This window comes from Planktothrix mougeotii LEGE 06226, assembly GCF_015207485.1.
GTDB lineage: Bacteria > Cyanobacteriota > Cyanobacteriia > Cyanobacteriales > Microcoleaceae > Planktothrix.
Window position 1 is genome coordinate 1 of sequence record NZ_JADEWU010000027.1, and the last position, 13,886, is coordinate 13,886.

Annotated in this window: 9 protein-coding genes; 4 read left to right on the forward strand and 5 right to left on the reverse strand. The window is 38.0% G+C overall.

Features of this window, described 5'->3' with window-relative positions:
- Positions 1 to 3: 3 nt before the first annotated feature.
- The 4 genes from IQ236_RS13185 to IQ236_RS13200 all read right to left on the reverse strand — a co-directional run bounded on the left by IQ236_RS13185 (position 4) and on the right by IQ236_RS13200 (position 6,752).
- Positions 4 to 588, reverse strand: a complete 585-nt coding sequence (locus tag IQ236_RS13185; protein ID WP_193869681.1) for a hypothetical protein — start codon at positions 586 to 588, stop codon at positions 4 to 6.
- Between the two features lie 70 nt (positions 589 to 658).
- Complete coding sequence (locus tag IQ236_RS13190; protein ID WP_193869682.1) at positions 659 to 4,483, reverse strand: PAS domain S-box protein; 3,825 nt, start codon at positions 4,481 to 4,483, stop codon at positions 659 to 661.
- 282 nt (positions 4,484 to 4,765) lie between these two features.
- Complete coding sequence (locus tag IQ236_RS13195) at positions 4,766 to 5,716, reverse strand: glycosyltransferase family 2 protein (RefSeq protein WP_193869683.1); 951 nt, start codon at positions 5,714 to 5,716, stop codon at positions 4,766 to 4,768.
- A gap of 16 nt (positions 5,717 to 5,732) precedes the next feature.
- Positions 5,733 to 6,752 carry an Npun_R2821/Npun_R2822 family protein gene (locus IQ236_RS13200; protein ID WP_193869684.1) on the reverse strand — a complete coding sequence of 340 codons (1,020 nt, stop codon included), beginning with the start codon at positions 6,750 to 6,752 and terminating at the stop codon, positions 5,733 to 5,735.
- 61 nt (positions 6,753 to 6,813) lie between these two features.
- On the opposite strand from IQ236_RS13200, the gene IQ236_RS13205 reads away from it, so the two are divergent.
- From IQ236_RS13205 to IQ236_RS13215, 3 genes are all read left to right on the forward strand, one after another.
- Positions 6,814 to 8,046: a glycosyltransferase family 4 protein gene (locus IQ236_RS13205; protein ID WP_228041606.1), complete on the forward strand. Its 1,233-nt coding sequence runs from the start codon at positions 6,814 to 6,816 to the stop codon at positions 8,044 to 8,046.
- 28 nt (positions 8,047 to 8,074) lie between these two features.
- A complete protein-coding gene (locus tag IQ236_RS13210; RefSeq protein ID WP_193869685.1) occupies positions 8,075 to 9,742 on the forward strand; it encodes a hypothetical protein in 1,668 nt (555 codons plus the stop codon).
- A 153-nt stretch (positions 9,743 to 9,895) separates the two neighbouring features.
- A complete protein-coding gene (locus IQ236_RS13215; RefSeq protein WP_190519121.1) occupies positions 9,896 to 10,930 on the forward strand; it encodes a hypothetical protein in 1,035 nt (344 codons plus the stop codon).
- Positions 10,931 to 10,961: 31 nt separating this feature from the next.
- On the opposite strand, the gene IQ236_RS13220 is transcribed toward IQ236_RS13215, so the two are convergent.
- Complete coding sequence (locus tag IQ236_RS13220) at positions 10,962 to 12,401, reverse strand: DNA methyltransferase (RefSeq protein ID WP_193869686.1); 1,440 nt, start codon at positions 12,399 to 12,401, stop codon at positions 10,962 to 10,964.
- A gap of 210 nt (positions 12,402 to 12,611) precedes the next feature.
- Between IQ236_RS13220 and IQ236_RS13225 the strand changes: the two genes are divergently transcribed.
- A complete protein-coding gene (locus IQ236_RS13225; protein ID WP_193869687.1) occupies positions 12,612 to 13,715 on the forward strand; it encodes a GGDEF domain-containing protein in 1,104 nt (367 codons plus the stop codon).
- The last annotated feature ends 171 nt before the right edge of the window (positions 13,716 to 13,886 follow it).

A 13,886-nucleotide genomic window follows, 5' to 3' on the forward strand; every position in this document is an offset into this window, starting at 1 on the left:
CCCCTATCCCTCCTCAATCGGGGGTAATTGAGGTAAAGGTTGTTGAGCTTCGGGAAGTTGAGCAATAGAAGACGAATACTCTGACGGATTTGCTATTAACGTCGGTAACACAGTGGTTGCAGATTGAGATTGATTTTGAGCTTTAGTGAGTAAATCAACGGTATCGCCTAACGCTGTTGTTAAGCTATTGCGGGTTTCCAGATGAGCCGCTTTTTCGGCTTCTAAAGCTTCGACAAGTTGATGAATCTGTTCACGAGAGCGATCGCGTTCTAACATCGCTTCAATTAATTTAGCTTTCACCTCATCCAAGGTTTTTAACTGATCCATTTCTTGACGAACTGCAACCCGCACTTGTAACTCATTGGGAAGGGGAGATAAACGTTGCCATCGTTCTAATTCTCCCCGCAGTTCCCCTACTTGTTCTAAATATCGTTGCGCTTCTTGGCGTCGTTGCTGGGCTTCGATATTGTAGCGTTGTCGCCATTGGTCAGAACTTTCGATCGCCGCATTCAGTTCCCGTTGGGTTTGTGCCAACTGTTGTTTCAAGCGTTTAATTTCGTCTAGCCACTGTCGAACATCCTGGGTCATAGAACTTAGGGAAATCACAAATCGAGCAACTCATTATCTTAAGATTTTATCGAATTGCGGGTAAAGTCTGTTAAATCTGATTCAAATACTCGTCAATATAGACTTTCAGGGTTTCTAAATTCTGTTCAATTTTCCTGATCAGTTTAGAACACAGGGAAAGGTTTTGCTGTTGTGTCGCATTTTCCAGTTGATAAGCCAGTTGAGAAATAATGGTTGCTCCCACATTGGCACTAGAGCCCTTGAGGCGATGAGCATATTGTCGGAGGGTGGCAAAATCTTGATCGCTGATGGCGATTTCAATCTGACTAAAATCTTGATGGGTGCGGTCTAAATAAACGGCTAATAATTTTTGTTGAAAGTCTTTTTTCCCGCCAGAAATTGTTCGCAAACGTTCGACATTCAAAGGCGTTTGAGCCGCAGAACTAGAAGGAATTTTTGCCTTCATTAATCCTGAAGTTCCTAAAATTTGGGGTTGGTGACTTTTAGAATGAATCACCTGAGCCCATTTCATTAAAACCGCTTCTAAATCTTCGGGTTCAACGGGTTTACTCAGATAATCATCCATCCCCGCAGCAAGACATTTTTCTCGATCCGCAGGTAACGCATGGGCGGTCAGCGCAATAATAATCGTATGACGACGATCATGTTCTTGTAATCTTAATTGTCGAGTTGTTGCATACCCATCTAAAAGGGGCATTTGACAATCCATAAACACAACATCATAGGTTTTCTGGCTCAAAATTTCCAAAGCTTCCTGCCCATTATTAGCTAAATCTGCTTCATATCCTAATAAACTTAATTGATTTAAAATCACCTGTTGATTAATGGGATGATCCTCGGCTAAGAGAATCTCTAAGGGGGGTTTGGGTTGGGTATCTTTTTCCTGACGATAGGAAGAAGCATCTTGACGTTGTTGTTGTAAACTAGATGAAATTTGATTCGCCATTGCAGTCAATAACGCATCAAATAAACGAGAAGCTCTTACAGGTTTAATTAAATAACTGGCAATTCCTTGTTGTAACATTTGTTCAGCGAGATCCCGTTGATTCATCATGGTCATTAAAACTAATTTAGTTTGGGATAAATTGCGATCGCTACGAATCACCTCCGCCACATTTTCCCCATTTCCCCGTAATAATTGTTGATCAAAAATTGCCGCATGGTAAGGTTCCCCTTGAGTCGCCGCTTGGTGTAATAACGTTAATGCTGATTCTCCATTCATGGCTTCATCTAACTGCATTCCCCAAGATTGAGTTAAATAGCGAATAGCTTGACGAATCGTGGCACTACTATCAACAACTAATAGTTTTAAATTCATTAAACTGGGGGGGACAGCGCGATTTTTTGTTGCTTCCCCGGTCAAAAATTGAGCCGTAAACCAAAATTTAGAGCCTTGACCTAACTGACTTTCAACCCCAATTTCTCCCCCCATTAAAGTCACCAATTGTTTAGAAATGACTAATCCTAATCCAGTTCCACCATATTGACGAGTGGTGGAAGCATCCAATTGAGAAAAACATTGAAAGAGTTTTTCCTGTCCTTCAGGAGAAATCCCAATTCCGGTATCAGAAACTTCAAACCGTAATAACGTCATTTTAGAGGTGCTAGAAAGTTGCTTAACCCGCACCACAACTTCTCCCTGGGAGGTAAATTTTATTCCATTTCCTAATAAATTTAATAAGACTTGACGCACACGACCCGGATCTCCGCGTAACTGACGGGGGACTTCCAAATCAACAATAATCGCCAGTTGTAACCCTTTTTCTTCCGCTTGAGTGGCGACTAAATCAATAACCGTTTCTAAACAATTTTCTAAATCAAAATCTAAGCTTTCCAGCTTCATTTCTCCAGCTTCTAATTTAGAAAAATCCAGAATATCATTAATAATCGCTAATAAATGTTCCGCACTCATCCGAACACTTTGAACAAAATCCTGTTGTTTAGAGGTTAATTCTGTTTTTAATAATAATCCCGCCATCCCCATTACCCCATTCATAGGAGTACGGATTTCATGACTCATATTCGCTAAAAATTGAGACTTAATTCGAGCATTTTCTAAAGCCGCTTCCCGTGCTTCTACTAACTCATCAATGCGATCAGCTGCAATCACAGCACCGCCGATTTGTTCATTCGGTTCATACCAAGGATGAATCGCCCAACGAATAATACCTTTTGTGCCATCTGCATCATAAAACACATCTTCAGCACTGGAAATAATCTCCCCTTTTAAAACCTGTTTAAACGCATTTTTCCAGGCTTCCGGCATTTTAGGAAAGGCTTCAGGGTAGGGAGATTTAAGGGGGGAAGACTGTTGTTTTAATCCAACCAAACCAAAATCAGAAAGCCATTTATCACTATAGGCAATGTAACCCATTTCTCGATCAAACATTGCCATGGCAACGGGAGCATGGGTAATAATTTGTCGCAATTGTTGACGTTCTCGTTCAATGCCATCTTCTATTTGTTTTCGTTCGGTAATATTTCGACCTGTTCCATACATTAATCCACTACTAGCAACCCGAACACAATTCCAAGCAATCCATTTATAGGTATTATCTTTACATCGTAATCGGGTTTCAAAAGAAACAATCAACGCTTCTTGGGTATTTTCATCACTAATCGTCGCCTCAACAAAACTTAAATCATCGGGATGAACTAGAGATAGAAAGGAGGTTTGTAGCAATTCTTGGGACGTAAAACCCAGAATTTTTTCCGCAGAAGGACTGATCCGTTTGAATTTTCGATCTCGGTTGGCAATCATTAAGAAATCAACGGATAATTCAAAAAAGCGATCGCGTTCTAATTCTAATTCTTTGCGAGATGTAATATCTTCAATTACCGTAATCCCATAGCGTTTTTCTTCCCCTTGCCAGTAGGGAGATCGCTCTAACCATGACCCCAAAGAAACCGTTAAATTAATCCAAACAATTGAACCATTTTTCCGAAGATAGCGTTTTTCAATTGAATAACTAGGAATTTCTTGATCAATGAGCTTTTGAAACAAATATAATTCAGCCTCAGCATCATCAGAATGGGTAATATCAAATAACTTACATCTTAATAGCTCATCACGGGAATAACCAACAATATCACAGAATTTTTGATTAACTTTTAGCCATTTTCCAGACAGAGAAATATGACCAATGCCGACAGCAGCTTGTTCAAATGTATCTCTAAATAAACGTTCTTGAGCATGGGTTTTAGCAATTTGGATAGCTAACTTTTGATCTAGTTTCTGCATTAAATAAAGAGCAAATCCTGAACCAATTATACCCATTCCTGTTACAACAAACATAGAAATCCAGATCAATTTTGTTTGCTGATTTTGTAGACTTCTCCCGAGTTCGAGTAGACGTTCTTCTTCGCTAATAAATTGATTAATATCTTGACGAGTAATTTGCATTTGTATCCCCGTCTTTTTTAATAGATTTTGTAAAAATAGCGACTGGTTTGGGGATGGATTAGGAGATTGAGTCGTATTTAAGTAAAGTTTTAAGAGTTCTTGGGATTGATTAATAGCAGTTTCAAGCTTTTGAATTTGATCAGTTTGATTGGACTTCTCGGCAACTAAATCTTTAAGTTTTTTGATAGAGGATGGTAAACTTTTTAAGGCTTCTTGGTAAATGTTTAAATAATGCTTTTGACGAGTTAACGCATAATCTTTAACCCCCATTTCGGCGGTTAAAACTTGAGTTAACAACTCTTGAGCTTGATTACGGACAAGATAACTATGGCGGACTCGATTTCTCGCCTCTTGGCTTTGGTACTGAAAGATCGCAACAATCACCAAACCAATGGTTAAACTTGATATGGGAATTCCAATAATCAGACTGGCGCGATAACGCTGAATAAACTTCAGCCACTTAGGTAAGGAATTAGTAAAATCTGTGTTCATATTTTATAGCAGGGAATAGGGAGAAAAGGAGTTTAAAGTTCTGGCGCTGATTCTATGTTATCCCTAATGTTTCGATATGATTCCTATGACCCTTCCCATAAATCCATCAATGAATAATGCTGTCTACAAAAACACCGCTCAGAAGCGAGAGCGGTGCATAGGGGGTGTTATGGGTGTTATCTACTCTAAACAATAACAGATGGGAACTCGGCTTGGAGTGCAACTATGTGCTGGTTTCCAAATTGTCACAAGTGGGGTGTGGGTTGTCCGCAGTCCTAGATATTATCGATTTTGCAATTGTCGCAACTGTTTAAAGGTATATTGTCTTAGCTTCATCGGTAAAACTGATAAAATCAATGCCATTCCCGCTTTAAGATGGGAGTGGGATTTTCCCCGCCAAACCAATTTTTGTCCGGTTGGAGTTTCTCCCGCTTCAATTAACCGTAATCCTAATAATAATTGTGTTTCAATTAAACGGTATTGACGAATTGATTCGCAAGTTGCAGAATCAAATTTAAAGCTATTTAAATAATTTAATTTATCCCGTAAATAGGGAATAGCTCGCTTGATTGCTTTTTGTTCCTCATAAACCCGATATTCCATTAAGCGTTGGGGTAAATAATATCCTTTTTTTCCGGCTAATGCTAACCGAACAAATAAATCATTATCTTCACAGTTTTGTAGATTAGGACGCATGAAATCTACATCTAATAAAGCCTGATGACGAAATAAGGTCGCTCCTACCTGAAAACTTTGTTGAATAAAAACGACTTCTAAGAAATTCTGAACAATTCCTTCTGTTAAGTTGGTTCTTCCCCAGCGTTCAGAGTTTTGTTGAGTTAACGCTTCATCTCGCTGAGTATTCATATCAATAATCCAGTGATCGGTTCCTATAAAATCGACTTTAGGATTTTGATCTAAAATCGCTGTTGTTTTCTCCAGAAAATCAGGAGTTAGGCGATCATCATCATCAAATTTGATAAAATATTCTCCCGTTGCTTCCTGAAAACCTGAACGCATATTATTACTTTTACCAATATTTTGAGAATGGCGGATATAACGAATCCGAGAATCTTGATAGTCAGCCATTAACTCTGGAGTTCCATCAGTTGAACCGTCATCACAAACGATTAATTCCCAATCTGAATAGGTTTGTTGTTGAACACTTTCAATGGCTATTGGTAATAGGTGACAGCGATTAAAAGTTGGGATACAAACGGTAACTTTTATCATAAGTTGTTCAGGGGTACTACTGATACATTTTCTGGAGTTTTTGCATGGCTTTTTGAATCTTGCGATTGGTTTTTTGCAACAAACTCGGCGGTTTCAAAACTTGAGGTTTTAGTTCAGGTTGCTTGAGAAAACGATAGTGTAAAAATATATCTTGATAACGGATATTAACATCTTCCCCTTGGCATAATCTGGCAAAATCAGCCGAAGAATAATTCATATAATGAATTCGATGAATGGGTTTCAATCCATCTTGATTATAAAGAATATTATTAATATTCACAAAAGCATCCGCATCGGCACAATTTCCGGTGACTTCTTGCCCATTAGGACTTCTAGTAAAGTTAAAAAGTTTCAAGTTTCTTGCAAAGGTAATGTAGATTGATAACGCAGCACTTGACCACCAAAATTTAGGTTGTAACCATTCAATTTCTCCTTGGTCAATGGCTCGTTTTTTTAAATCTTCTAACTGCTCAACGCTAAATACACCTTTTTGAGAAGCAAAAAAACTATCACAGTGTAATCGAGGACGAATTTCAGGTTCTGTGAGTCCGGTTTTCTGTTCAATGATTGATAAATCGAGTGGGGTAACTTCTCTGGGTTTTTGATGTTCCCAATCATCTAAAATAAAATCGTACTCGTTGAGTTTTTCAAAAACATCATCTACGGACTTCATCGCTAAACTATCCGCATCAAAAAATACAAATTGATCAAATTTTCCATTAAAAGATGCCCATTTTCTCTGAAGAGGACTTTTATATCGGGCTGGACGGAGTTGTTTTAAATCCTTGGCTCTGGAGTAAGATTCCCAAACTTGATTAGCAAAATCATCCCATGTTTCTAGTACAATTGTATTGTCAAATAAAGTTACATTTTTTCTGAGACTGATTTCCTGTTTGACTCGTTCAAGACGATGATCGTAAGGAATCACGCAAACGGGAATATCAGGACTAATATTAACCTCAATACTATTGAGTAAAGCGACTAACTGGTCAAAAACCACATCATTTGCTAAAGTGTAAATGCCCCGAGACTGCATCTATTAACTCCTCGTGTTTCTCAAGCTCTTAACAATTTAAACTAAGGTTTCAGTAAATTCTATGATGCCAGACGATTCTCGAAAAATTTTAATGATTTCTTCAACCTTTCCCTATCCCCCCAGTCGAGGCGGAACCGAGATTAGAACGTTTAACTTGCTGAAATATCTACATTCTCACCACAATATTACCTTAGTCACCCAACGACATTCAGGGGTGAGTGATCACGATGTCGAAGAATTGCGTCAATGGGTGAGTCAACTCATGGTTTTTCCCCTTCCTCCAGAGCCTGGTTCTTCAGGAGTGGGTAAAGTGGGACGGTTTTTAAATTCCTTAATAAAAAGTACGCCTCCTAATGTTCTCTATCGTTACTCTAAAGAGATACAAACTTGGATTGATCAAGGAATTCAACAAAGCAAATTTGATATCATTACTTGTGAACATAGTGTTAATGAAATTTATATTCGACCTTCCTATCTCAACCAAGTTCATACCGTTGTTAATATTCATAGTTCCTTGGTGGGTTGGACTCGTAATCATTTAGAAATGGGGGCTTCTCCCAATCCTCAACGCGATCGCATTTACTTAAATTTACTCTTAGAACGGTATGAAAAACGCTATGCTGCGAAATTTCAGGATTTAGTCGTGACCACCGATGATGATGAAAAACAGTTTCAGGAGTTTAACCCTCAAGGTCAAATTCATGTGATTGCTAATGGCGTTGATTTAGAATTATTTCCCATGCGATCGCAAGATCCCAATAATCATAACTTAGCCTTTGTCGGTGCGATGGATGCTTCCCATAATATCGATGCGGCTCGATTTTTTAGCTTAGAGGTTTTACCCATTTTACAAGAACGCTATCCTGATACAACCTTTACCATTGTAGGAGCAAGACCGGTGCCAGAGGTTCAACAATTAACCAATTATCCCGGTGTAATTGTCACTGGAAGCGTTCCGAAGGTGGTGGATTATTTACATCAAGCAACGGTTTGTGTAACCCCCTTACGCAGTGGATATGGGATTAAAAATAAAACCCTAGAAGCAATGGCCGCAGGAGTTCCCGTCGTGGCCAGTGACCGAGGCTTAGAAGGATTGGCCGTTGATGGGCCAAATCATCCCCATCGAGCCTTACGCGCTAACACCGTTACTGAATATGTGGAAGCCATTAGTCGATTGTTTGAACATCCTAACCTCCGACACCAATTGTCGCAAAATGGGCGATTATTAATTGAAACTGAATATACTTGGGAACGAGCCGGAGAACTTTATGAACAAGTGTTGCTCCGCCGTTAGCATAACCCCATCTTACTTCTAAATCCCCATGATGAATCCTTTAGAGACAGGTCATCAACCCTCTCCCCAAAAAAAGAGTCAACCCCTAAAACCCAAGGCTAAACCGGGGAAACCCCAGGCTCCATCAGGGTTACAGCGTCGTCAAATTCGACGTTCTCAACAAGCTGTTTTGGCTTCTGGGAAAAAATCATCACCCAACGCCTTAAAACCGTTGGTTAAACGGGGAGGTCAACCGCTATGGATATTGTGGAAAAAATGGATCGCGGATGGGGTTGCCTTTACCTTATTGTTGGGAGGCTCAACCTTAATTGGCGGGTGTGCTTGGTTTAGTTATCAACTGATTGTTAATCCTGATGTGGGAATTTGGCTGAATCAATTTTTACCCGCTTGGACACAAATTCCTCTGCAACGCCGGGACTCAATTCAAACCTTAGAAGAAATTAGTCAAACCCTGAAAAAAGAGGGGTTAATTGCGGGCAAATCTTTTGCCTTACCTCAACTGAATTCCCCTAACTCCTTAGCCCAAAATCAAGCGGCTTTATTGCCTCTTCCTTCGGCATTTGTTGCTTCAAAAACCTGGGTTCAAGAGTCACCCGATCTATTAATTCCCGTGTTAAAAACTCGCAAATCTAGTGTGACTCATCCTTGTGAAGGAGTGTGTCAGGAAATCGTGCAATTGCGACTTTATCAAGCGGTGCAAATGCCCTATCAACGACCAGGTACCACTTCCTATTATCGCTTAACTCAACAACTTGATACTCAAGGCCCAGCCGAATCTTTTGTAATTGCATCTTTAATTGGAACTGAATCCAATCAACAAGGTTCTAATAAGCCACTTCCCTTAACGCGATTAACTCCATTTAAAGGCAAAATTCCTCAAATGGGGCTTTGGTTTAATCTCAATAGTGAGCGAGTTATGGGGGACAAAATTGTTCCCTACGGACAGATTATTCATTACAATCCCAATCACCATCATTTGAGTATGATGTTGGAGTGGAAAAGTGCCGCCGGACAGCAACCGATCTGGCAGGAAGTTACGGGAGGAAAAGACCCGGAATTATTAATTGAACAAACCATTGGCTTAGAACCTCAGTTTAGTATTTATCAAGTTCAACCCTTTAAATTTATTCCAAATCCGATTCAATTAACGGCTATTTCTTTAGATGAAGTCTTCTTAGATAATTATAATTATCGCCAAGCTTTACGATTAGCTAGAAGTGGGTTATGGTCGCCTGCATTAGATTTAATTAAACCCTTGAAAAAAAATATTGTTTCTGGAAATCAATCGACTTTAAAATGGTCATCCGCCGTTCAAGGGCAGTTAGATTTAATTGAATTTCATGCTAAAATTACAAAAGCGCAAGCCATTGCAGCCTGGGCGAGTCCCAGTCAACAAGTTTTAGCAAGTTTAATTGATGGACGCTGGAGTGAGGCGTTAGAAGTGTTAAAAAATAATCCAGGGAATCAACAAGAAATTGCTAATTTATTAAGATCTAATGGAGGACGAATTAAAAATCGTCTGAATGCTGCTTTATTAGAAAAACCCGATCAACTGGATTTAAAAACCTGGGGTACTTTAATGATTGCGGCGGAAGAGGGAAGAAATGAAGCGATCACTTGGTTAGATGAACAACCCGAAACTAATCAAAAAGATCGCCAAGAAATTTTAGAATTACTATTTAAATTAATCGAATAAATTGATCTTGTAGGGTGTATAAATGTAGCACACAGGCTGTTTAATTCCTATCGAATAAAACTGAATTTGGCGTTTGATCCTTGATCGATAACGTCAGAGGTTGCCTAATTGTGCAATAATGATCCGGCAGTCTCCCAACTAAGCGTGCGTCCGATGGCCGACAGTCCCCAAACTCCCGATGAACTTGTCCAGGTTTTAGCTGAATTTCAGGATCTGCATTTTGAACTTCCTGATCCAGAAGCAGAAATTCCTGAATTGGATTTTGAACACCAAATTGATGTCGCTTGGAAAGTTTGCGATCGCTTTGACTTGCAAACCGAAATTTGGCGCGGCAGAATTTTAAGAGTGGTTCGCGATCGGGAAAAAAAAGGTGGCGAAGGACGGGGTACAGGCTTTTTAAATTGGTTAAAAGAACGGGAAATTAGTAAAAGTCAAGCCTACGCTTTAATTGAATTAGCAAATAGTGCGGATACTTTATTACTTCAAGGTCATCTTAACCCCGATGCAATTAATAATTTTAGTAAACGAGCGTTTGTAGAAACTGCAAAAGCTCCCGCAGAAGTTCAACAAATGGTGAGTGATGCGGCGTGTAAAGGCGATCGCATTACTCGTCGTGAAGTCCGACAATTAAATGATGAATGGACGGCGATGAGTTCTGATTTAATTCCTGATGAAATTCGGGAAAAAGCAACGGAGGGTTCCATGCCACCTCGGTATCTTGCGCCATTAGTTCGAGAAATGGAAAAATTACCCGAAGCACATATTACAGAATTGCAACGGGAAATGGTAGAAAATCCTGATGTTGATACGATTAAACAGTTAACATCGGAAGCGAAAAATTTATCGAAATATTTGGATGCTGCGGCTCAAGTTCAAGCGTTAAATCAGTCTTCTGTGGATATGGAAATGGCTTTAGAAGAAGCGTTACGGGTGGGATGTTTAAATACGGCTTCTGATTTAGTTAAACAAGCCACTGTTCTCGAACAAACGATGGTTAAACTGTATAGTAGTTGGAAACGAGTCGGAAGTTTAGCGGATCGATTATATGTCGATACAGGAGCAAGTACCCCCCATTTGCGATCGCTTTTAGGGTGTTTAGAACAGTTAGCGGGTCAAATTATTGAAGTGCAATTAGGGGATGGTAGTGAGGGTAGAATTCGTTTACAAATTCTATCGGATAATGAGTAAACATTAAAGTGAAGATAGGTTTTTGGGGTTGTCATTTGCTTTTTCTCCAAATATAGATACACTTTCTTAAAGCGTCTCTCCCATGTAACCCCATTTGCTGACTACTGTTTCCTTTTGCATTAGGTAAGACTAAAATATTTTCAATATAAAATCCTAAATCTTCTGCAATTTTAGAGAGAATTAAATCCACAGAAATGCTGATTCCAGCATAGCGAACATTATCATTAACTAGAATTAGAGGTGCATGGGGTTTCATCACTCTACCACACTCCTGAATTACACAAGCCATTTCATAAAAATAACCTGTTATCATTCTAATAATACCATTATTATTTAATAAATTTTGTTTTTTTTGTTCTTGTAAATAATGTAAAATAGATTGTAATAATTCTTGATTACTGGTTACATCAAGAGCCGTTTTCCAACCGGGATTCATCTTTAATAAATCCTTGGCTTTATTTTCAACAGTACAACTTAGCATTTGTTGTCTAAGTTTTACCAGTTCTTTTTCATTCACCCCCAGTAATGCTAATTCTAAAGCATAAGTTCGAGTATAGTCATAACGATTACAATAAGGAGGAGAAGTAATGACAGCATCATAGATATTTTCAGGTAAGCTGGGTAGAATATCTAAACAGGAGCCGTTATAAAGTTTAAGTGTTCGTTGATCTGGATTCGTAGGAATAGAAAAAAGTTCTAATTGTTGACTAGAAGGCTGAATATCTTGAATAATTTCATCTAATTTATTAACAATGGCTTGTTCAAAGCCAATAATTTCTCCTTTATTAAAAGGTGTTTTACCTTGTTTATGACTTGAACGATAATCCCATCGTAAATATTGACCATCTTTACGAGTATAACTGACTTCTTCTAATATACATAATAAAGCAAAACATAATACAGTTTTTACGGGTTCAGATTCTAGTTTTAAAGCACCCCTATATTTTTCAATTGCTCCTTTTGTTTCTTCAGGATAAGCACCTTTTGTAATTCTCAATTCCAATAAAGGATCTAACTCTTTTGTTTCTAACCAAGGTTTTTGGGTTTTCCAATATTCAATTCTTGATAAATCTTCTTGAGTTAAATTACAATCAATAGTTTTTCTAGCCTTAATAATTTCCTGGCCAATTGGAAGTAATTCAATCCCATCTGTATTAATCCCATGAGAATTAGCTGCAAATAAAGTTGTCCCACTTCCTGCAAAAGGATCTAAAATATTACCTTGATTAATCTGATATTTTTTCAGAAAATATTCAATAAGAGGAACTGAAAAGGCTTCTTTATATTTAAAGCAACGATAAAGAGCCTGAGTTTTATTCGCTTGAAAACTAACTAGAGTTCTACTTAATTCAGGTTTTAAAAATAACTGTTTTGAGAAATACTCTTTCAGTTGACAATCTAAATTTATAAGTTTATCGATACTAGATGGTTGTAAGTTTTTACAATTTTGAGAAAGGGGTTCTATTAACACAGGTGTATTAGTTAAAAGATCAGTAAAACCATTATTAATACTATCACAAAAATCCAAATAATTCCAGTTGAAGCTTGATCTGAATGGAGGTTGACAACTACCATTCTGGTAGAACTTGGTTATGATAGAGAAGAATGAATTTGATCGGGGATTCTGAGAAACCTGATCTACTTCAGAACATCATATCTTTACAAACAACATCAACATTTTATGCTAAGTTCCAACGGATTTGATTTATACAACTTGTCCTACCCTATCACTTCTACTCCCTATGCTGACTTATCATCAACCCTTCAAAATCAATACTTATATGATTTTCAAGTTGATGTTTCAGAAATTGGAGGAGTTATCGCTAAATCTTTTAATTCTAATCCTTCATTACCTGGGGTAATTTTAACCGAAAATAAAACTTTTTTTGGCATGATTTCTCGACGACGATTTTTAGAACGATTAAGCCGTCCCTATGGGATTGAACTATTTTTCAACCGTTCTTTAAAATTGTTGTATCGCTGGGAAAAAACAGACATTTTAATTTTGCCTGGTTCCACTCCAATTTTAGAAGCGACTCAAATAGCTTTACAGCGCTTACCTGATTTAGTTTATGAACCCATTGTTGTCCAACTTGCACCTCAAACCTATCGACTGATTGATCTGTATCAACTGTTACTTGCCCAGTCAGAAATTCATCAATTAGCTCATCAAGTTTTGCAAGAATTATATCATGAATTACAAATCAAAGCCAGTTTAGATGGATTAACTCAGGTCGCTAACCGTCGCTTTTTCGACCAATATTTTGAGCAACAATGGTTACAACTTGAATCCACTGAATTTCCACTTTCTCTGATTTTTACTGATGTGGATTACTTCAAAGCCTATAATGATACCTATGGACATCATGCTGGTGATGATTGTCTCAAACAAGTTGCTCAAGTGATTGCACAAACCTTGACATCAGATCAAGGTTTAGTCGCTCGATATGGAGGGGAAGAATTTGTAGTTATTTTACCCAAAGTCGCCCAAGAACAAGCTATTTTAATTGCTGAAAAAATGCGAAATAATGTTAAAGCAATTCAGATTCAGCATCAAAGTTCTTCCGTGAGTTCTTATGTCACAATCAGTTTAGGAATTGCTACTGTAGAATTTGGTCATTCAGAAATCATTAGTAAGATTAAAACACCAGGAGATTTAATTATTGCAGCCGATCAAGCATTATATCAAGCTAAAAATCAAGGACGGGATCAGGTGGTCTGTTCCAGTATGAAACATCCTTACTTTTGGGCTTTAAGTTCCCAAATTTCCCTACAAAATTCCTAGAAGACTAGCAAAATAGCTAAAATCAACACTCAATCCTCTTTTGAACCAGGTCTTTTGGGTTTAGGGACTATTCAGCACTGATTAGTTTAAAAATAGGTAAAAAGATTAATAACAGATTAAATTAAAAATTTCGCTTCAAACTATAAATTATAGAATAAAATAGAATAAAAT

Coding starts and splice junctions, on each gene's coding strand:
- IQ236_RS13215 (WP_190519121.1), top strand. CDS start 9,896: ATGGCCGACAGTCCCCAAACTCCCGATGAACTTGTCCAGGTTTTAGCT.
- IQ236_RS13225 (WP_193869687.1), top strand. CDS start 12,612: ATGCTAAGTTCCAACGGATTTGATTTATACAACTTGTCCTACCCTATC.
- IQ236_RS13210 (WP_193869685.1), top strand. CDS start 8,075: ATGATGAATCCTTTAGAGACAGGTCATCAACCCTCTCCCCAAAAAAAG.
- IQ236_RS13190 (WP_193869682.1), bottom strand. CDS start 4,483: ATGAACACAGATTTTACTAATTCCTTACCTAAGTGGCTGAAGTTTATT.
- IQ236_RS13185 (WP_193869681.1), bottom strand. CDS start 588: ATGACCCAGGATGTTCGACAGTGGCTAGACGAAATTAAACGCTTGAAA.
- IQ236_RS13205 (WP_228041606.1), top strand. CDS start 6,814: ATGATGCCAGACGATTCTCGAAAAATTTTAATGATTTCTTCAACCTTT.
- IQ236_RS13195 (WP_193869683.1), bottom strand. CDS start 5,716: ATGATAAAAGTTACCGTTTGTATCCCAACTTTTAATCGCTGTCACCTA.
- IQ236_RS13200 (WP_193869684.1), bottom strand. CDS start 6,752: ATGCAGTCTCGGGGCATTTACACTTTAGCAAATGATGTGGTTTTTGAC.